Genomic DNA, 17,382 nt, shown 5'->3' with positions numbered 1-17,382 from the left:
ACGTCGCTGATGTCGACCGATCCTTTGCCTGTTCGGCGATCCAAGGGAGAACGACGTGGGGCTGACTCTGTTCCCAGGAGACGGAGACACCAGCAGTCCCGACGTCGGCTGGTCCTACAGCGGCTTCGCCGCGTTCCGGCGGCAGCTGGCGCGAGCCGAAGGGTTCGATCTCGATGGGATGTGGGGCTTCGGCGGTGAACGCCCTTGGAGTGAGGTTTCCACCTCGCTCGAACCACTCCTCGATCGCCCCGACGACGGTGGAGGCGAGCTCTCGCCCATTGAATGCGCTGCGCTCCTGCCCCGGCTCGAGGCGATCGTCGACCAGTGGCGGCATGAGGTCGACGTCCCTCGGACACACATCGACGCGGCTCAACAGCTGACGATCGTTCTGCGGGTCTGCGTCGCCAAAGACGTCGAGCTTCTCTTCCTCTGATGTCCGCGCAGCCGGGGCAGGCCATCACGCTCCGCAGTTACGGGACAGCCCTTGGCAGCCGAGCGCGGCGAATGCGCGTAAGGCGAGCAAACGAGCATCGAACGCCTACTCCTCTCCGAGCAGGCCCAAGCCGCGCGGCCTGCACAGACGGGTTGATGACAATGCTCCCGAGGATCATGCGGGAGCATCGGAGACGCCCACGTGCTCAAACCTTGGTGTCGCCGCCGGCGGGACCTGGCGCCAGGCCTGACGATGACGAGCAACGCTCTGCACGTGATCGACCTGTTTGGCCGTCAGCACCCCGGAGAGCGATGCCGGTGCCGCCACATGACGCTCCCGCCGGTACACGCGCACGCTGAGCTGTGCGGCAACCAGACCGTTCGACAAGGGACAGGCTTCTCTCGGAGTCCGTCCCAGGCAGCAGGTGCTTGGCGTGCAGCAGCGGACCGGCGTGTCACGACTCCACAGGAACTGGGACGCCGGCTTCCAGCCCGTTTTCCGTGGCTCGGATCGCCGCCTCAGGCCGCTGACCCGGGATGTGGTCATCAACCACCGGCTTGCCCATCACCGCGGCGATGTGTTCCTGAAGCACCTTCCGACGGTCTTCGAAGAAGGCGTCGAAGTCGTCGGTCCCCATCAGCCTGGGGTCCACGAGGTGTGTTCTGATGCGCTGCTCGACACCCTCTGGGCTGGTCTCGGCCGCCTTGGCGAGCCGCTGCAGATAATCGGACGGCGCATGGCCGCTGATGATCCGATTGGTGCGTGCTGTCAGCGGTGTCTTATTGACGACGGAGTTGTAGACGGAACGCTCGTAACCGTTCTTCTGGCACCAGACCTGCGGGAAGATGTGATGGATGTCCATTGCTTCGTCGAAGTAAACGCTGACCTCCGCTTTCTCCCCTGTCCGCCAATCCGCAGCCCCCGCCTTGAGTAGAAGCGCATAGATTCCCTTATACGCGGCGCTCTGCCGGGTCCGCAGGGTCAGCAGGCGGCTCGCCGCGAATTGCGCCTGCGTGACCGTACGAGGTTCGAGCGTCGATCCGTGAATCCAGTCCACGACGTCCGGGAGGTCGAGGTTGAATCGGGTCTCGGTTGTACCGCCGTACAACTCACCGAACACTCCGCACCAGTACCAGCGAGCCAGCTTCTCCTGTGCACCTGCGGTCTCCGCGCCCTTGCCTGCGAGTGCGAAGATTGCGGCCAGCGGGATGAGTTGTGTGCCATACGGAAGGAAGCGCGTATCGAAGACGAACTGCTGGCGCAGAAATTTGGCCGCAGCTTTGAAGCCGGAGACGATGTCGGGCGCGTATCGCCGGTAGTCCTCTAGGCCCAGTGCGAGCATGTCCTTGCGCTTGCAGCCGATCCGCGGCAGGCGCTCTTCGTCCGTACCGGCCTCTTCCTCTCGACGCCGTCGCTCGGCGGTGGCGAGGAGAGTGACCGCCTGAAGGAAGTCGGTGTTCGAGACATCCCGCAGGATGGCGTATTCGGGCGCCTCCCACGCGGACCGGCACTCATGCCAGTGACGCCGCAGATCGAACTCGTCAGCAGCATATGTCGCCGTCAACAACTCGAAGACGGTGAGAGTGACTCCGCCCGTGTTGACCTTCTCGAAGACCTGGCAAACCGCCTGTCGCGGAGTGCCCTTGCCAAGTTCGATGACGGGGAAGTGATAGAGGTCGAATGACCGGATGAAGCCGTCCCGGAATCCATACCAAAGCTCCATCGCTTCCGGTGCGAATCCCCAGTGGCGGGCGAAGCCGTCACCCCAGGAATTGTCAAATAGATTGCGCAGCGGGAAGATGCGGTGCCGGTATTCCAACTCCCGTGTCGAGTAATCCTCCAGGACCTCGCCTCGGAAATTGATCACCTTGCGAGAGGGCGGGATGAAGCGGATCGCCTCCTCACGGTCCTCGTTCTCGTCGAGTGCCTTCACCATGTCGACGTAGAACCAGCCACTCACCCGGCGCTTGCGCTCGTCCTGAGTCTCCACCGGGCTGTCCATCGCAAGCGACTGGAACAGCGAGGTGAGCCGCTGCTGCCCGTCGAGAACCAGCGACTCCGGTCGCACCTGCTCGCTCGGGACCGCCCCCTCGATCGGCCTGTACTTGAACCGGACGCCCCCGCCGCCCTCGAGCAACATAACTGTTCCGATCGGGTAGTTGAGAGACACCGAGGCCAGCAGACTCGCGATGTTGGGCCAGGGCCAGACCCAGCCACGCTGGAACTCAGGCAACTGGATTTTCCCCGCCTCGACCTGCCCCAGCAGATCCCGCAAGGGCCGCTTGTCGATGCTGAAGGTCTCGGTCGCCACATATCCTCCTTGTGCAGCACAACACGTCCGTCGGCGCTCGGTCGCCGGGCCCAGGCGGACGGGGAGCGTGCAGGTCCGCCCCACTCCTGTCCCCGCCGGCCCACAAGCCCATGACTTGCATCTCCCACACTGCCTGAGCTTCTGTGCTTCAACCTCCTCCTTGGTCATTTTTGGTGACAACCAGGGAGGTGTCCTACCCGTCCGTGGGCAAGACAGTTGACACTGTGTGTCATCAGTCCGCGTGAGCCGGCCCGCCTCGCGGGTGTGGTCGGCCAGCGCGACCAGCGCCGCCACGTAGTCCGGGTGCTCCTCCGCGGTGGCACTCACGTAGAGCGGGAGAGGAGTGTGCAGCAGTTCCGCCGCCAGCTCCTCAGTGGGCTAGGGCAAGCCGGTCCGACGGCGCGCCTCGCACAGCGCGAGCAGGCCGAGGACGGCCTCGACCGCCCTTGGTTCCAGCGGGGCGCCACGTCCTTCGGTCCGGGCGATAAACGAGTCCAGATCGAGGAGCAGCGGCGTGGCGATGTTCACCCCGGCCGCGCGGCCCCCGTAAGTGAGATTTCCTGGAGGACGAACGAAGCGGTACGCGAGGTGCGCAGGGCTGCCGATGCCCGCGCGAGCAGGTCCGTCATTCGTCGCCGACCCAGCCGGTGTGTCGCAGCGTCGGCATGAGCCGGGTGAGTACGTAGGCGACGACGGGTGTTTCCCGGTCCTCGTCCTCGAAGACGACCGCATGCTGGAAGCGCTCGATGTCCTGCGGGTCCGCCGGATCGAAGGAGGGCGACAGTGATACGCCGGGGCGTGCCACCAATGCGCACAGCAGCGTTCTCCCGCAGCCTTCCGCCAGCTGTGCCGTGGTGAGGGCCCGCTTCTGGCGCGGTCTCCCGTCCGGCTGGGGCAGAGAGAGGAAGGCCGTGATCCGACGGCGCTCCGCCGACACCTCGGCGACTCCGGCCCGGTGTCGGCCGTGCAGGTTGGCCAAGGCGGCGGGCATCTCCGGTAACAACTGAACCTGCTGGAGGACCACGTCCCTCTCACCGTTGTCCCACCGCGTGTCGTGGATGGTCAGCCGCGGGCGGTCGGCGGCTTCGAGGTGCCATTCGGTGGCGAAGCCCGCGCCCTGCACGCCCGAGGTCGTGGAGCCCTGTTTGGGCACGTAGCTGCGGGCGTGCTTCAGGGTGAGGGTGGAACCGAGTGCTATCAAGTGCGTTCTCCCGTGCCGGACCGAGCACCTCTCGGAGACTTCGAGCCGATGTGGAACCGGCCACGCCCGTGTGCCCTGCATCGGATATAGCACTCGGTTCTCGGAGTCGGGTCGGAAAGCGCACATCCGCTTGGCGACGGTGGCACCGTCAGGGTGGTGCGCCGTAAGCACATGCAGGTTGACGAGCTACGACGGGGAGCCCACCGCGCAGAGCGGGGAAGGGTATGCCGACTCATCTGGTGATCACCGCGGCGCTGAACCGCTGCGGGGGTTGCGGATCCGGCCGATGACGGTTCCGGCCGGCCGGCCACCGGGCTCAACAGCGGGCGAGCACGCACCAACTGGCCTGTTCAGGAGCAGCTACGGCAGCAGTGGTTCGGGAGACTGCGTCGAAGTCGCCGCGGGAGCACACACCATGCACGTCCGTCTCCCCTGGCGTCTGGGCCGAGTTCGTCGGTTCCGCGGGGTTGCGTTCCTAGCGGCGCGGGAGGTGGGTCGTGAGCCAGGTGGTGGCCAGGGTGGAGACCTCCTCCAGGGCGCCCGGTTCCTCGAAGAGGTGGGTGGCGCCCTCCACCACCTCCAGGCGGCTTTCGCAGCGGAGGCGGGACTGGGCTTCGCGGTTCAGCGCCAGGACCTGGGTGTCGTCGCCGCCGACGATCAGGAGGGTGGGGGCGCGGACGGCGGGGAGGTTGTCCGCGAGGTCCGGGCGGCCGCCGCGGGAGACCACCGCGTAGACCGGGGAGTCCGGGGCGGCGGCTGCCGTCAGGGCCGCGGCGGCGCCCGTGCTCGCCCCGAAGTACGCCAGGTGGGGAGGGGCTTCCGGGCGGGCGCGCACCCAGGCCGTCGCGGCGGTGAGGCGGCTCGCCAGGGTCGGGATGTCGAAGACGCGGGCGCGGTCCCCTTCCTCCTGCGGGGTCAGGAGGTCGAAGAGGAGCGTGCCGAGGCCGGCGCGGACGAGGGTTTCGGCGACCTGCCGGTTGCGCGGGCTGTGGCGGCTGCTGCCGGAGCCGTGCGCGAAGAGGACCACCGCGGGGGCGTTCGGCGGGAGGGCCACGTCGCCTTCCAGCAGGAGGCCCGCCGCGTCGATCACCAGGGGGGTCGGGTCGGTCTGCTGCCTCATGGTTCGCCGGTCCTTTCGGCGGCCGCCCTGGCCAGGAGGGCGACCACCGCTTCGTCCGGGGTCTGGTCGAAGTCGCGGTACCACTGGCCCACCGCGGAGAACGCGGGCGGCGCCGACAGGGTGACCACCTCGTCCGTGAACTCCGCGAGGCGGGCGACCGCGTCGGGTGCGGCCACCGGCGCCGCCATCACGACGTGGCGCGCGCCCTGGGCCCGTACGACCTGGCAGGCGGCGGCCGCGGTGGCGCCCGTCGCGATGCCGTCGTCGACGACGATCGCGGTGCGGCCGTCGAGGGGGACGCGGGTACGGCCGGAGCGGAAGCGGTCGGCGCGGCGGCGGAGTTCGCCCTGTTCGGCGCGTTCGACGCGGGCGATGTCGGCCTCGCTGATCCGGCCGCGGCGGACGATGTCGTCGCTGATGACGCGTACGCCGCCCTCGCCGATCGCCCCGAACGCCAGCTCGGGCTGGTAGGGCACGCCGAGCTTGCGGACGACGACCACGTCGAGGGGGGCGCCGAGGGCGCGGGCCGCGTGGTAGGCGACGGGGACTCCGCCCCGGGGGAGGCCGAGTACGACGGGGTCCTGCGCCGCGTACGCCCTGAGCGCTTCGGCGAGTCGTCGTCCCGCGTCGTCGCGGTCGGTGAAGAGCATGGGTTCTCGCTGGGCCTCTCCCTTTCGACGGAACCCCATCGGGGGGCGATCCGCAAGTGCCGGCCCGGCCCGGTGGCGGCGTGCTTGGGTTGGCGGCCCCGGCGGCCACGACGGCGCTGTGACGACGAGGAGGGAGCAGCGCGATGCGCGGACTGGCGGAGACGGCGCAGCGGTGGACGGCCGAGGGGCGGGCGGCGTCCCTGGCCCGCCCGGTGGCCGAGCAGGGCTTCGGCCCGCGGGAGCCGGCCGGGGCCCTGCTGGCGGACGCCCGCGGGGAGTGTGCCGGCTCGCTGTACGGGGGCGTCTTCGACGCGGCGCCGGCGCCGGGTGTGCCGTACGTGGGGGCGCTGGGGTCGCGGAAGACGGCCCGGCGGCGCGACGGCCTTCGGGCCGCGGGTGTGCCGGAGGCGGAGCCGGCGCGGGTGCACGGGCCGATCGGGCTGGACCTGGGCGCCCGTACGCCCGCCGAGACGGAGATCCTCGCAGCCCTGGCCGGGCGCGGCGTCCGCCACCTCCGTGACACGGACGGACCCCTGCGCTGAGGGCTATTTCCCGAGGGCCCGCTTGAGCTGCGCCTTGTTCATGTCGGAGCGGCCGCGGACGTTGCGGCGCCGGGCCTCCTCGTACAGCTGGGCGTACGTCGGCCCCTGTGCTCCCTCATGGGAGTGCAGGCCGCCGCGCCGGGACGGCGACATGTCCTCCAGGGACAGCCGGCTTGCCGTCTCGGCCTCGCCTTCCCGGGCTCGGACCTTGTTGACGGTGCGGGCGGCGATTTCCTCGGCCCGGTCCTCGGGCATGCCGCGCTCCACCGCGCCCTCCTTGATGTGCTCGTACTGGCGTTCGCGCTTGGGGGACGATCCGCGGGGCATGGCACGGCTCCTCTCCGCGACCGGTGCGGGCGATCGCCCGCGGCGCATACCCGGCTGTTTCGAGGGCATTCGGCCCGGCGGGAATATTTTTTCCCCGGGTGAATCGGGAGAAATCCGGGAAAATGACTCACATGGAAACGACTCTGAGCCACCTCGCGGTCGACGCGACTCTCAGCGACATCGTCTGGTTCTTCTTCGTCGGCCTCCTGATCGTCGGCTTCCTGCTCGCCGGCTTCAAGCTGGGTCAGCGGGTCCGCGCCAAGGAGCCGCCGCCGCCGGAGGCCGAGACCCAGCCGCACCTGCCGGAGGGCGGGGCGGTGCACGAGGTCCGCGAGGAGCGCGATCCCGTGGACATCCCGGAGGGCGGTCTGCGCCCGCACGAGATGCAGGGCTACGGGAACTTCGGCTCGACGGCGTCCGAGCACCCGGACGAGGTGCGCAAGCGCCGGGAGTCGGGCTACCAGCGCACGGACGGCCCGGGCCCGCACCCGCAGCCGGGCTCCCCGCCGGACTCGGGCCGCGGCGCCCACGCCTGACCCTCCGGACCCCTCTGACCTGCGCCCCGCAAGGGCGCAGGTCAGAGCTGTGTCCGCAGCCGCAGGACCTCGGGCGGCGGGTGCCGGGCGGAGGTGTGCCGCACCTCGGCGGCCAGCGGCGGGTCGAGCACCCGGTAGGCGACGTCGCCGACCCCGGCGGCGGTGGCCGTGCGCACCGCCGGGGCCGCGGCGTCACGGGTGGCGAGCTCGGCGGCGACCTCGCCGCGCAGGCCGGCCGACAGCGGGCTGGAGACGACGGGCGTCTCGTCCCCCACGGGCAGCACGAGCACCAGCGCCCGCGGCCTGCGCGCCGTCCCGGTGTAGCCGACCACGGCGGCGTCCCGGACCTCCGTGTGCCGCAGCTTCTGCCAGCCGCGCCGCCCCGCCGGGTACGGCTGGTCGAGCCGTTTGACCACGAGCCCTTCGATGCCGCTGGCGGGGAGCGTCTCGTACCAGGTGGCGGCCAGTTCCGGATCGGTCGTCATGGGGACGGGCTGCAGGGGCGGCCCGAGGGGCAGCAGCAGGTCGACGAGGAGGGCGCGGCGCCGCTCGTAGGGCCGGGCCCGGACGTCGAGCCCGGCGAGTTCCAGGACGTCGAAGGCGGCGTACGAGGCGGGGTGGCTCTGCGCGAGCACGGCGGCCCGGGCGGCGGTCGCCGCGGCGGCCCGCCGCTGCACGAGGGCGAAGTCGGTGCGCCCGGCGTTCCAGACGACGACTTCCCCGTCGAGGACGGTGTCGGCGGGCAGCCGCAGCGCGGCCGCGACGAGGTCGGGGAAGGCACCGCTGACGATCCGCCCGGATCGCGCCTGGAGCACCACCCCCTCCGGGTTCCGGATCACGACGAGGCGGTGCCCGTCGAACTTGGGCTCGTACGCGAGGCCGGCGCCCCGGGGCAGGGTGCGCACGGACGCGGCGAGGGCGACACGGATCACGGCCGTGCTCCGGGCAGCCGGTGGGCGGCGGCGGGGTCGAGGAGCACGGCGGACAGGTCGCCGTCCCGTTCGATCCTGGGCAGGATGTCGTCGGCGAGGAACACCAGGTCGGCAGGGTTGCGGCAGCCCTCCACCTCCTTCCACGACACGGGCGCGGACACGGTGGGCCGGGACCGCGCCCGCAGTGTGTAGGGCGCGGCGGTGGTCTTGGCGGCGGCGTTCTGGCTGTGGTCGACGAAGACCTTCCCGGGCCGCAGCGCTTTCGCCATGCGGTGCACGACGAGCTCCGGCAGCGCCCGCTCCGCTTCCTGGGCGAGCGCCTTGGCGTAGGCCGACACCTGCTCCGACGGGACGGGGTCGAGGGGCACGGACAGGTGGAGCCCTTTGGACCCGGACGTCTTGGCGCAGGCGCGCAGTCCGTCCGCGGCGAGCCGTTCCCGCAGCCAGAGGGCGGCGGCGCAGCATTCGACGACGGTGGCGGGGGCGCCGGGGTCGAGGTCGAGGATGAGGCGGTTGGCGATGCCGGGGCTGTCGGCGGTCCACTGCGGGACGTGGAACTCCACGACGAGGTTGGCGGCCCACATAAGGGAGGGCAGGTCGGAGACGACGATCTGCTCGGCGGAGGGGTCGTCGGACCGGGGCACCGGCGCCGTCTTCACCCACTCGGGCGTACCGGGCGGCGGGTTCTTCGTGAAGAACAGCTGCCCCTCCGGGCCGTCCGGATAGCGCAGGAAGGAGACCGGCCGGTCCTTGATGTGGGGCAGCAGGAACTTCGCGACGGTGGCGTAGTAGTGCAGTACCTCGCCCTTGGTGAAGCCGGTCTCGGGGTGGATGACCTTGTCCAGGTTGCTGAGCGAGATGCGGCGCCCCTCCACCATGGTGATCGGCGTCATACGATGAGATTGCCACGAAACGGGAGGAACCGTGCGATCCATCTGGAACGGCGCCATTTCCTTCGGCCTGGTCAGCATCCCGATCAAGCTGGTGAACGCCACCGAGAGCCATGCGATCTCGTTCCGCCAGATCCACCTGGAGGACGGCGGGCGTGTCCGCTACCGCAAGGTGTGCGAGCTGGACGGCGAGGAGCTGTCGGGCGCCGAGATCGGCAAGGGCTACGAGGAGGCGGACGGCTCGATCATCCCGATCACCGACGAGGACCTGGCCCAGCTGCCGATCTCCACGGCGAAGACGATCGAGATCGTGTCCTTCGTCCCGGCGGACGAGATCGATCCCCTCCAGATGGACGCGGCGTACTACCTGGCGGCGAACGGCGCGACGGCCGCGAAGCCGTACACCCTGCTGCGGGAGGCCCTGAAGCGCAGCCGCCGCGTCGCCATCGCCAAGTTCGCCCTGCGCGGCCGCGAGCGCCTGGGCATGCTCCGCGTGGTGGACGACGTGATCGCCATGCACGGCCTGCTGTGGCCGGACGAGATCCGCCGGCCGGAGGGGGTGGCGCCCGAGTCGTCCGTGGCGGTGCGGGACGCGGAGCTGGACTTGGCGGACGCGCTGATGGCGACGCTCGGCGAGGTGGAGATGTCCTCGCTGAAGGACGAGTACCGCGAGGCCGTGGAGGCGATGATCGAGGCGAAGGCGGGCGGCGCGTTCGAACCGCCGTCGGAGGCGGAGGTGCAGCCGGCGGGCGGCAAGGTCATCGACCTGATGGCGGCGTTGGAGAAGAGCGTGAAGGCGGCGAAGGCCTCCCGCGAGGGCGCGCCGCAGGAGGAGGCGGACGTCACGCCGATGCGGCGCACCCGCAAGACGGCGCCGGCGGCCCCGAAGGCCGTCGGCGGCAAGAAGTCGACGGCCTCCCGCTCCCGGTCGGAGACCGAGAAGGCGCGCAAGTCGACGTCGAAGAAGTCGACGGCCAAGGCGTCCGAGCCGAAGGCGTCCGCCACGAGGTCAACGGCCGCGAAGTCCACTGCCACGAAGTCGGCTGCGAAGACGGCAGCCGGCGGGAAGACGACCGCGGCGAAGAAGGCGGCCCCGAGGAAGCGCAGCTCGGCGTGACGCCTGCTCACCACCCCCGCCAGGTACGGACGTCCCGCGCGAGCCCGAACAGCGCCTCCACGTCCGGGGGTTTGAGCGTCGCCGGAGCCGCCGCCAACGCGGCCGGGGCGGTGGCCGGCTCCAGTACGCGGATGTCGCGGACGGTGGGCGCGACGTCGACGCGGGAGGCGTCCACGACTGCCAGCGCCGCCCCGACCTGCGTCCCGAGCGCACCGGCCGCGGCGGAGGCCGCTCGGCGGATCCAGCGGGGCTCCGGACGCGGTTCGAACCGGCCGACGCCGATCAGGAGGTCGCCGACGACGACCCGCTGCCGCCGCGCCGCGACGGTCCGCACGCAGAACACCCCGCCCGGCCCGATCACCAGGTGGTCGATCGGGCCGAGCCCCCTCACCGGCACGCAGTGCAGCACCCGCCACCCGTCCCCTTCGAGCCTGTCGAGCCGGTCGCCCATGCGCTGCTGCGCGCCCAGTGCCTGCCGCATGCGGTGCCGTTCCCGACCGCCCGGCGAGCCGAAGGCCAGTTCACCGAGGAGGGCCTCGCCGGGCCGGTTGGGGGCGAGGTCCCGGTCCGGGGGCAGCGCGAGGCGGCGCAACGCCGCGGCGGTCGGCACGGGAGGCGGGCCGACGGCCGGGGCCCCGGTGAGGTAGGGCCTCAGGGCGGCGAGGACCGCTTCGCGGTGCCGGTCGGCGAGCAGGCTGATGCGGTTGGCCTGGCGGTCGTACCAGGCCACCGCCCTGCCGTCGGGCAGGTTCACGTAGAGCCGGCCGCGGCCGGGGCGGCCGCTCGGCAGCACTGTGAGCCGTGCGGGCACGGGTTCGGGCATCGGCTTCACCCCCCGCCGTTCATGGGAGCAGCCGGGGCGTCCGGTGGCAATCCCCCGGAGGACTTCTCGGTTGTGTAACGGCATCTACGGCTCTCCGTCGGGTGGCTGTTACGTGCTCATCGCGGTACCGCAACGGCCGGTTCCTAGGGTGGGCACGTCGATACCGGTTCCCCACCCCGGAAGGAAGTCCCTTGAGCAGGCGTCCCGTTCGTGCCGCAGCCGTGGCCGCATGCGCCGCAGGGCTGCTCGCCCTGCCGACGGCTTCCGCCCTGGCGGAGGGGCTGCCGGCCGCGTCGGCGGCGCAGTCCGCCGGCCCGCGCACCCTCCTGCGGAGCGTGGCGCTCGCGGACGGGGTGTCCCGGGCGAACGTCTACCGGGCCGGGGAGGCGTACCAGGCGGAGATCCTGGACGCCGGCGGGGCCAAGGCCGCGGTGCTGACCAGCCGGAACGGGGTCACGGACATCGGGGGGACGGGTGCGCTGCACGCGGCCCTGCGGCCGGACGGCCGGCTGGACTCCTGGGTCGGCGGCGGGGCGGCGACGGCGCACCAGGCGACGGCTGCGAGTACGCGGCCCGCGAGCGGGGCGGGGGACGCGGACGGGTCCGCCCACAAGACCGGCGTCCGGGACGGGCGGGTCGTCGCCGCGGGGACGTCCGGAACCTTGCGGCTGCACACCCTGGCCGACGAGCCGGGCGACGGGCTGCTGCTGCTCGCGGCGGGCGGCGGCATCGCGGCGGTCGGCGCCGCGGGCCTGGCCTTCGCGATGCACCGCCGGGGCCGCACGGACCACTGACGCGGACCTGTCCGCAGAGCACCGGCAGGCCCGGCGGGCCCTACCGCGCCGTCGGCTTGCTCCACGGCCAGCGCAGCTTCGGCTTCTCGCCGCCCGGCCGGTAGTCGTACTTCCACCCCTTCTGCAGCCCCAGCCGCCTGCTGTACCCGGCGGGCACGCGCTCGTACAGCAGGATTGCGGGGTCGCCGCCGTCGGCCGCCGGGACCGGGATCTCGTACCACTTCGGCGGGTGGCCGGTGGGGCCGACGAGGACGGGCAGGACCCGGCCGTCCATCGGGCCGCCCTCGAAGGGGGTGGGTTCGCTTCTCACGCCTCCAGTGTCCCCCACCCTTTCGGGCCCGGCCCCGCCCGGCTCACAGCAGGTGCGCGGCCTCGGAGACGACGGGGATGACCCGTCGGGCGAGGATCCCGGCCGGCCCGTCCGCCTCTTCCAGGGCGAGGGCGGCGCGGGCGGCTGCGGCGGTTTCGGGGTCGGTGGCGGCGGTGGCGGCCAGGAGGGCGATGAACTGGTCGACGAGCCAGTCCCGCAGGGTTGCGGCGTCGGGGTGTTTGCCTTCGTCGATCCATATGAGGGAGGCGGCTTCGACGGCGGTGATCCACGTCCGGACCATCATGCGCAGCCGCGGCCCGGGGGCGGGCACGGCGAGGTGGAGGAGGATCTGCTGGGCCGCGGAGCGGCGGATGCCGTCGACGGTGGCGGTGGTGCGGGAGGTCTCGACGACGCTGCCGCCCTGCAGGAGGGCGGCGAAGCCGGTGTCGTGCTCGTCGACGAACGCCAGGTAGTGGTCGAGGGCGAGGGCGAGGCGGCGGGTGAGGGGACCGGTCTGCGGTACGGCGAAGCACTGGTCGAGCCGGTCGGCGGCGGAGCGGAGCGCGGCTTCGTACAGCTGCTGCTTGCCGCCGGGGAAGTAGCGGTACACCAGGGGCCGTGAGACGCCGGCGGCCTCGGCGACGCCGTCGAGCGAGACGTCTTCGGGTGCCCGGTGCGCGAACAGCGACAGGGCCGCGTCGAGGAGCTGGGCCCGCCGCTCCTCGACGCTCAGCCGGCGGTACGCGGGTGCGGTCATGTCCGCAGGTTAGCTTCCGGGGGCCGCCGTCCGGGGGGCGGTCAGGCGAGGAGGCCGGAGCTGCGCCACAGCCTGCGGCCGACTCCGCGCAGGACGCCGATGTCGTCGAGGAAGTCGGTGAGCCGCCCGGCGCCGGTCTGCATGACTTCGCGCCGGTGGCCGCTGGCCTTGACCTGGGCGACGGCTTCGCGGCGGTCGAGGCCGACGTTCTCGTACACCTGGGGGTTGACGAAGGCGAGGGAGAAGACGCGGGCGGCTTCTCCGCAGCTGATGCGGGTCAGTTCCTGCTCCCAGCGGGGTGCGGTCAGCATCTGGCGGCGGAGTTCCTCGCGGGCGTAGCGGACGTGGCGGGCCTCCTCGATGACGTGGATGCGGGTGACGCCGCGGACGAGGGGCTGGATGCGCTCGTCGGGGAAGGTGAGGCGCTGCATCCAGTCGAGGATCTCCTCGCCGAGGAGGGTGCAGGCGAAGGAGCCGGGGGTGGTGGAGACGGTCTTCAGGATGCGCGCGAGGTTGTGGTTGAGGCGGGAGACGGGGTAGGCGGGGGCTCCGGCCTTCTGGATCATGCGGGCGAACATCATCGAGTGCCGGCATTCGTCGGCTATCTCGGTCAGGGCGTAGCGGACGTGGTTGCTGGTCAGCGACTTGTCGTAGATGTGCCTGACGAGGAGCTGCATCAGGATGATCTCGAACCAGATGCCGAGGGAGGCGAGGGAGGCGGCCTCGTGCCGTGAGAGGTCGATGCGCTGCTCTTCGCCCATGCGCTTCCAGAGCGGGGTGTCGTACAGCGACAGCAGCTCCGGGGGCCAGTAGTACGCGCCGTCGACGAGGGGGGCGTCCCAGTCGAGTTCCGTGTCGGGGTCGAAGGAGTGCTTGGCCGAGGATTCGAGGAGCCGCGCGGCGATCTGCTCGCGGTCCTTGAGGAGGCCGAGCGCGTCCTGGAGGACCCGGCCGTGGTCCGTGCCGTCGGTGGTCGTGGTGGTCGTCATGGCGGGGCACCTCGCCCTGATTGGGTTGGCGGCGGTCGTCGTCGTCGGTCGTCGCCGGTCGGAATCGCCGCGCGGCGGCCACCAGTTATGAGACTGCCTGTCAGCAAGGCCGTCAATCCCCTGCGCACGACTTGTTGACGATGCGTCTACCACTCGGGGCGCCGCCAACGCCCGCCTCCCGTGCCGAAAGTGGTCACGGACCGGCCCGGAGGGCCGCCTCCATCACCGCGCGGGCGATCGGCGCGGCCGCGCTGTTGCCGCTGATGTCGCCGCGGTCCCCGGAGGCGTCCTCGACCACCACCGCGACCGCGACCCCCGGCAGGGGTTCGCCCTCGGCCTTGGCCCAGCCGATGAACCAGGCGTACGGGGTGCCGGCGTTGCCGACGCCGTGCTGGGCGGTGCCCGTCTTGCCGCCGACGACCGCTCCGGCGATGGCCGCGTTGCGCGCGGTGCCGTCCTCGACGGCGCCGGCCATCAGCTCCTGCAGCCGCAGGGCCGTCGAGGGCGTCATGGCCCGCCCGGATCCGCCGCGGCGGCCGCCGGTGCGGATCTGGGTGCCGTCGGCGCGGGTGGCGCGCTCCACGAGGTACGGGGCGGGCAGTTCCCCGCCGGACGCGACGGCCGCGGCGACCCGGGCCATCTGGAGCGGGGTGGCCTTGGTGTTGAACTGCCCGATGGAGGAGAGGGCGAGCTGGTCGGGGCTCATGTCGGTGTCGAAGTTCGACCGGGACACCCAGGCGGGCACGCGCAGCCCCGCGTCGTTGAACCCGAACCGGCGGGCCGCCTCCGCCATGCCCCGCAGCCCCACCCGGACGCCGATCCGGGCCATCACCGTGTTGCAGGACCACCGCACCGCGTCGGCCATGGAGGCGTCCTCGCAGCCGGAGGCCGCGTTGGGGAGCAGGGTGCGCGTGCCGGGCAGCGGATAGGGGTCGGGGGTCCGGGTCGGCGCGTCCACGTCGGTGACGATGCCCGCGTCGAGCGCCGCGGCCGCCGTCACGATCTTGAACGTGGATCCGGGCGGGTACGTCTCGTGCAGCGCCCGGTTCAGCATGGGCCGGGCGGGGTCCTCGTTCAGCCGGGTCCAGGCCGCGGTGACGGCCGCGCCGGTTCCGGACAGCTCACCGGGGTCGTAGGAGGGGCTGCTGACGAGGGCGAGGATCCGCCCGGTGACCGGTTCGAGGGCGGCGACCGCACCCCGCTTGCCCTCCAGGGCGGTGTACCCGGCCTGCTGGACGGCCGCCACGAGCGTGGTCTCCGCGTTCCCGCCGGCGGGCCGGCCGCGGGCCAGGTCGTACCAGAGGGGGAAGGCGGTGAGCCCCGGGTCGGTCCCGGCGAGGAGGGCGTCCTCGGCGCGCTCCAGCAGGCTCGTCCCGTACGTCTGGGAGGCGAACCCGGTGACCGGCGCGTACAGCGGGCCGTCCGCGTACGTGCGTTCCCAGCGCAGCAGCTGCCGGCTGTCCCGGGAGCCCGTGACGGGCCGCCCCTCGACCAGGATGTCGCCGCGCGGCTGGGCCCACCGCTCCACGGCGGGCCGTTTGTTGCCCGGGTTGTCACGGTAGGCGGCGGCCTCCCAGACCTGCACGCGTGCGGCGTTGGCGAGCAGGGCCGCGAGGAGCAGCGCGCAGAACCAGGCGCACCAGCGGATGTGCCGGATCACCCGTCGGCCTCCGCCCCCTCGTCCGGCAGCGGCCTGCGCGCGCTGTCGCTCAGCCGGACGAGCAGCGCGACGGTGATCCAGTTGGTGACGACGGACGAGCCGCCCTGCGCCAGGAAGGGCATGGCCATGCCCGTGAGCGGGATCAGGCCGGTCACTCCCCCGGCGATGCCGAACACCTGGAGCGCGATGATCGAGGCGAGGCCGGTGGCCAGCAGCCGCCCGAAGGGGTCGCGCAGCGCGAGCCCGGCGCGGAAGCCGCGGTGCACGAGGATCCCGTACAGCAGCAGGATTGCGGTGAGGCCGGCGAGGCCGAGTTCCTCGCCGGCGGTGGCGAGGATGAAGTCGGATTTGGCGGCGAATCCGATGAGGAAGGACTGGCCGTGTCCGAGGCCGGCGCCGAGCAGGCCGCCGGCGCCGAACGCGAAGAGCGACTGGGCGAGCTGGCCGGGGCCTTCGCCGCGCTCGATGGAGGCGAGGGGGTTCAGCCAGTCCTCGACCCGGCTGTGGACGTGCGGTTCGAGGGCGCCGACCGCGTAGGCCCCCAGCGCGGCGAGGGCGAGCCCGATGGCGATCCAGCCGGTCCGCCCGGTGGCGGTGAACAGCATGATGACGAAGAGGCCGAAGAAGAGCAGGGACGTCCCGAGGTCCCGTTCCAGCACGAGCATGCCGACGCTCAGCAGCCAGATCGCCAGGACGGGCCCGAGGGCGCGGCCCGGCAGGAGCCGCAGCCGCCAGAACAGGCGGCGGCCGGTGAGGGCGAGCGCGGTCCGGTTCGCGGCGAGGTAGGCGGCGAAGAAGACCGCGAGCAGGATCTTCGCGAACTCCCCCGGCTGGAACGACAGCCCCCCGAACCGGATCCAGATGTGCGCCCCGTTGACCGGCGGGAAGAACACGGGGACGAGCATCAGCACCAGGCCCGCGGCCACCGCCAGGTAGGCGTAGCGCTGGAGCGCCCGGTGGTCGCGGAGCACGGCCACGGCGACGACGAACAGGACCACCCCGAGCCCGGACCACCGCAGCTGGTCCGCGGCCGCCAGGTGGTGCGGGGTGGTGGCGTCGAGGCGCTGGATGAGGACCAGCCCGAGCCCGTTCAGCAGGAACGCGATCGGCAGCAGCAGCGGGTCCGCGTACGGCGCCCGGAAGCGGACGGCGAGGTGGGCGAGCAGGGCGGCGCAGGCGAGCCCGGCGGCGTAGCGGTCGGCGCCGGGCGGCGGTGCGCCGGTCAGCGCGAAGCCGACGTGGAGGTGGCCGAGGACGGAGATCGCGACGGCCCCGGCGAGGAGCATCAGCTCGGCCCCCCTGCCCCGGGGTGCGCGGGCGCCGGGAGGCGGAGGCGGGGCGGGCTCCGCCACCTCTGCCGTCAGAGCGGTCATACGGGAAACGTAGCAAGTGAACGGGTGACATGTCCGCTTATGCCATAGTGTGCCGACGAATAGTCATGAACGGTCGGACTTGGGAGCCTCGGCACATGGGACCTGTGGAGTTCATCGTCCTCGCCTTCCCCGAGGAGCAGTTGCGCGTGCCGGCGGTGGAGGCGGTGCTGGGGCTGCGCAAGACCGGCAATGTGCGGCTGATCGACGGCCTGGTGGCGACCAAGACGGCGCAGGGCGAGGTGATGGCCGCCGAGTTCGACGAGTACGTCGAACTGCACGGGCTGCTCGCCCACCGGGAGGCGGCCCCGCTGATCGGCCCGGAGGACGTCAAGGAGGCCGCGGACCTCCTCGAACGCGGCAGCTGCGCCCTCCTCCTGGTCGTCGAGCACGTGTGGGCCGAGGACGCGGCCATCGCCGTCCGCGCGGCGGGCGGCCGGATCGCGGGCTCGGTCCGCATCCCGGCCGAACGGCTGGGGGCGACCTTGACGACTTCGTCACGGTCTGCGGCGGCGACGAAGGTCACCTGGGCGCCTTTGCGGCCCTCGACGGGCGCGTGTCGGTCGTCGTGGGGGGGCGTGGTTCGGGGTGGGGTGACATGGACGGGGCGCGTGCTGTCG

General features: G+C 72.0%; 17 protein-coding genes and 1 pseudogene. 6 read left to right on the top strand and 12 right to left on the bottom strand.

Going from position 1 to position 17,382, the window contains the following annotated elements; translation table 11 throughout:
• Positions 1–55: 55 nt before the first annotated feature.
• Positions 56–433 carry a hypothetical protein gene (locus EF903_RS02150; RefSeq protein WP_125540873.1) on the top strand — a complete coding sequence of 126 codons (378 nt, stop codon included), beginning with the start codon at positions 56–58 and terminating at the stop codon, positions 431–433.
• Between the two features lie 454 nt (positions 434–887).
• Here the strand turns inward: EF903_RS02150 and EF903_RS02140 are convergent, their stop codons facing one another.
• The 3 genes and pseudogenes from EF903_RS02140 to EF903_RS02130 form a co-directional block, all read right to left on the bottom strand.
• Positions 888–2,744 (bottom strand): DUF262 domain-containing protein, encoded by a 1,857-nt coding sequence (locus EF903_RS02140; RefSeq protein WP_125540872.1) that lies wholly within the window; start codon positions 2,742–2,744, stop codon positions 888–890.
• Positions 2,745–3,369: 625 nt separating this feature from the next.
• Positions 3,370–3,945: a hypothetical protein gene (locus tag EF903_RS02135; RefSeq protein ID WP_125540871.1), complete on the bottom strand. Its 576-nt coding sequence runs from the start codon at positions 3,943–3,945 to the stop codon at positions 3,370–3,372.
• Between the two features lie 475 nt (positions 3,946–4,420).
• Positions 4,421–5,715: pseudogene (locus tag EF903_RS02130) on the bottom strand (phosphoribosyltransferase family protein).
• A 143-nt stretch (positions 5,716–5,858) separates the two neighbouring features.
• Here EF903_RS02130 and EF903_RS02125 point away from each other — a divergent pair.
• Positions 5,859–6,257, top strand: coding sequence for an XdhC family protein (locus EF903_RS02125; protein ID WP_125540870.1), 399 nt, complete (start codon positions 5,859–5,861; stop codon positions 6,255–6,257).
• Positions 6,258–6,260: 3 nt separating this feature from the next.
• Here EF903_RS02125 and EF903_RS02120 read toward each other — a convergent pair whose 3' ends face one another.
• Complete coding sequence (locus EF903_RS02120) at positions 6,261–6,584, bottom strand: plasmid stabilization protein (RefSeq protein WP_125540869.1); 324 nt, start codon at positions 6,582–6,584, stop codon at positions 6,261–6,263.
• A 131-nt stretch (positions 6,585–6,715) separates the two neighbouring features.
• Here EF903_RS02120 and EF903_RS02115 point away from each other — a divergent pair, with 131 nt between their 5' ends.
• The gene (locus tag EF903_RS02115; RefSeq protein ID WP_125540868.1) at positions 6,716–7,120 is read left to right on the top strand and encodes a DUF6479 family protein; all 405 of its coding nucleotides are present in this window, start codon (positions 6,716–6,718) and stop codon (positions 7,118–7,120) included.
• Between the two features lie 41 nt (positions 7,121–7,161).
• Here EF903_RS02115 and EF903_RS02110 read toward each other — a convergent pair whose 3' ends face one another.
• Positions 7,162–8,049 carry an ATP-dependent DNA ligase gene (locus EF903_RS02110; RefSeq protein WP_125540897.1) on the bottom strand — a complete coding sequence of 296 codons (888 nt, stop codon included), beginning with the start codon at positions 8,047–8,049 and terminating at the stop codon, positions 7,162–7,164.
• Positions 8,049–8,945 carry a non-homologous end-joining DNA ligase gene (gene ligD, locus EF903_RS02105; RefSeq protein ID WP_125540867.1) on the bottom strand — a complete coding sequence of 299 codons (897 nt, stop codon included), beginning with the start codon at positions 8,943–8,945 and terminating at the stop codon, positions 8,049–8,051. The genes EF903_RS02110 and ligD overlap by 1 nt, the downstream gene beginning before the upstream one ends.
• 31 nt (positions 8,946–8,976) lie before the next feature.
• Between ligD and EF903_RS02100 the strand changes: the two genes are divergently transcribed.
• Entirely contained in the window at positions 8,977–10,059 is a 1,083-nt protein-coding gene (locus EF903_RS02100; protein WP_125540866.1) for a Ku protein, read from the top strand.
• Positions 10,060–10,066: 7 nt separating this feature from the next.
• On the opposite strand, the gene EF903_RS02095 is transcribed toward EF903_RS02100, so the two are convergent.
• Complete coding sequence (locus EF903_RS02095; RefSeq protein WP_125540865.1) at positions 10,067–10,882, bottom strand: nuclease-related domain-containing protein; 816 nt, start codon at positions 10,880–10,882, stop codon at positions 10,067–10,069.
• A 191-nt stretch (positions 10,883–11,073) separates the two neighbouring features.
• On the opposite strand from EF903_RS02095, the gene EF903_RS02090 reads away from it, so the two are divergent.
• On the top strand, positions 11,074–11,676 hold the full coding sequence (locus EF903_RS02090; protein WP_125540864.1) for a hypothetical protein: 603 nt from the start codon (positions 11,074–11,076) through the stop codon (positions 11,674–11,676).
• Positions 11,677–11,716: 40 nt separating this feature from the next.
• On the opposite strand, the gene EF903_RS02085 is transcribed toward EF903_RS02090, so the two are convergent.
• From EF903_RS02085 to EF903_RS02065, 5 genes are all read right to left on the bottom strand, one after another.
• The gene (locus tag EF903_RS02085) at positions 11,717–11,986 is read right to left on the bottom strand and encodes a hypothetical protein (protein WP_125540863.1); all 270 of its coding nucleotides are present in this window, start codon (positions 11,984–11,986) and stop codon (positions 11,717–11,719) included.
• A gap of 43 nt (positions 11,987–12,029) precedes the next feature.
• Entirely contained in the window at positions 12,030–12,743 is a 714-nt protein-coding gene (locus EF903_RS02080; protein WP_125540862.1) for a TetR/AcrR family transcriptional regulator, read from the bottom strand.
• A 41-nt stretch (positions 12,744–12,784) separates the two neighbouring features.
• Positions 12,785–13,732, bottom strand: a complete 948-nt coding sequence (locus EF903_RS02075; protein WP_125540861.1) for a diiron oxygenase — start codon at positions 13,730–13,732, stop codon at positions 12,785–12,787.
• 193 nt (positions 13,733–13,925) lie between these two features.
• Entirely contained in the window at positions 13,926–15,392 is a 1,467-nt protein-coding gene (locus EF903_RS02070; RefSeq protein ID WP_125540860.1) for a penicillin-binding transpeptidase domain-containing protein, read from the bottom strand.
• Positions 15,389–16,765 (bottom strand): FtsW/RodA/SpoVE family cell cycle protein, encoded by a 1,377-nt coding sequence (locus EF903_RS02065; RefSeq protein WP_125540859.1) that lies wholly within the window; start codon positions 16,763–16,765, stop codon positions 15,389–15,391. Before EF903_RS02065 ends, EF903_RS02070 begins: the two co-directional genes overlap by 4 nt.
• A 95-nt stretch (positions 16,766–16,860) precedes the next feature.
• On the opposite strand from EF903_RS02065, the gene EF903_RS02060 reads away from it, so the two are divergent.
• A partial coding sequence (locus tag EF903_RS02060) for a DUF6325 family protein (protein ID WP_260614709.1) occupies positions 16,861–17,382 on the top strand: 522 nt, incomplete at its 3' end.

Source organism: Streptomyces sp. WAC05292 (assembly GCF_003949955.1).
GTDB classification, from domain to species: Bacteria; Actinomycetota; Actinomycetes; order Streptomycetales; family Streptomycetaceae; genus Streptomyces; species Streptomyces globosus.
The sequence above is the reverse complement of the archived record's forward strand: the minus strand, read 5'-3'. Positions and strand labels throughout refer to the sequence as shown.

Excerpts from the sequence above, each read along its gene's own strand:
- EF903_RS02125 (WP_125540870.1), top strand. The coding sequence starts at position 5,859 with ATGCGCGGACTGGCGGAGACGGCGCAGCGGTGGACGGCCGAGGGGCGG.
- EF903_RS02120 (WP_125540869.1), bottom strand. The coding sequence starts at position 6,584 with ATGCCCCGCGGATCGTCCCCCAAGCGCGAACGCCAGTACGAGCACATC.
- EF903_RS02115 (WP_125540868.1), top strand. The coding sequence starts at position 6,716 with ATGGAAACGACTCTGAGCCACCTCGCGGTCGACGCGACTCTCAGCGAC.
- ligD (WP_125540867.1), bottom strand. The coding sequence starts at position 8,945 with ATGACGCCGATCACCATGGTGGAGGGGCGCCGCATCTCGCTCAGCAAC.
- EF903_RS02095 (WP_125540865.1), bottom strand. The coding sequence starts at position 10,882 with ATGCCCGAACCCGTGCCCGCACGGCTCACAGTGCTGCCGAGCGGCCGC.
- EF903_RS02080 (WP_125540862.1), bottom strand. The coding sequence starts at position 12,743 with ATGACCGCACCCGCGTACCGCCGGCTGAGCGTCGAGGAGCGGCGGGCC.
- EF903_RS02075 (WP_125540861.1), bottom strand. The coding sequence starts at position 13,732 with ATGACGACCACCACGACCACCGACGGCACGGACCACGGCCGGGTCCTC.
- EF903_RS02065 (WP_125540859.1), bottom strand. The coding sequence starts at position 16,765 with ATGACCGCTCTGACGGCAGAGGTGGCGGAGCCCGCCCCGCCTCCGCCT.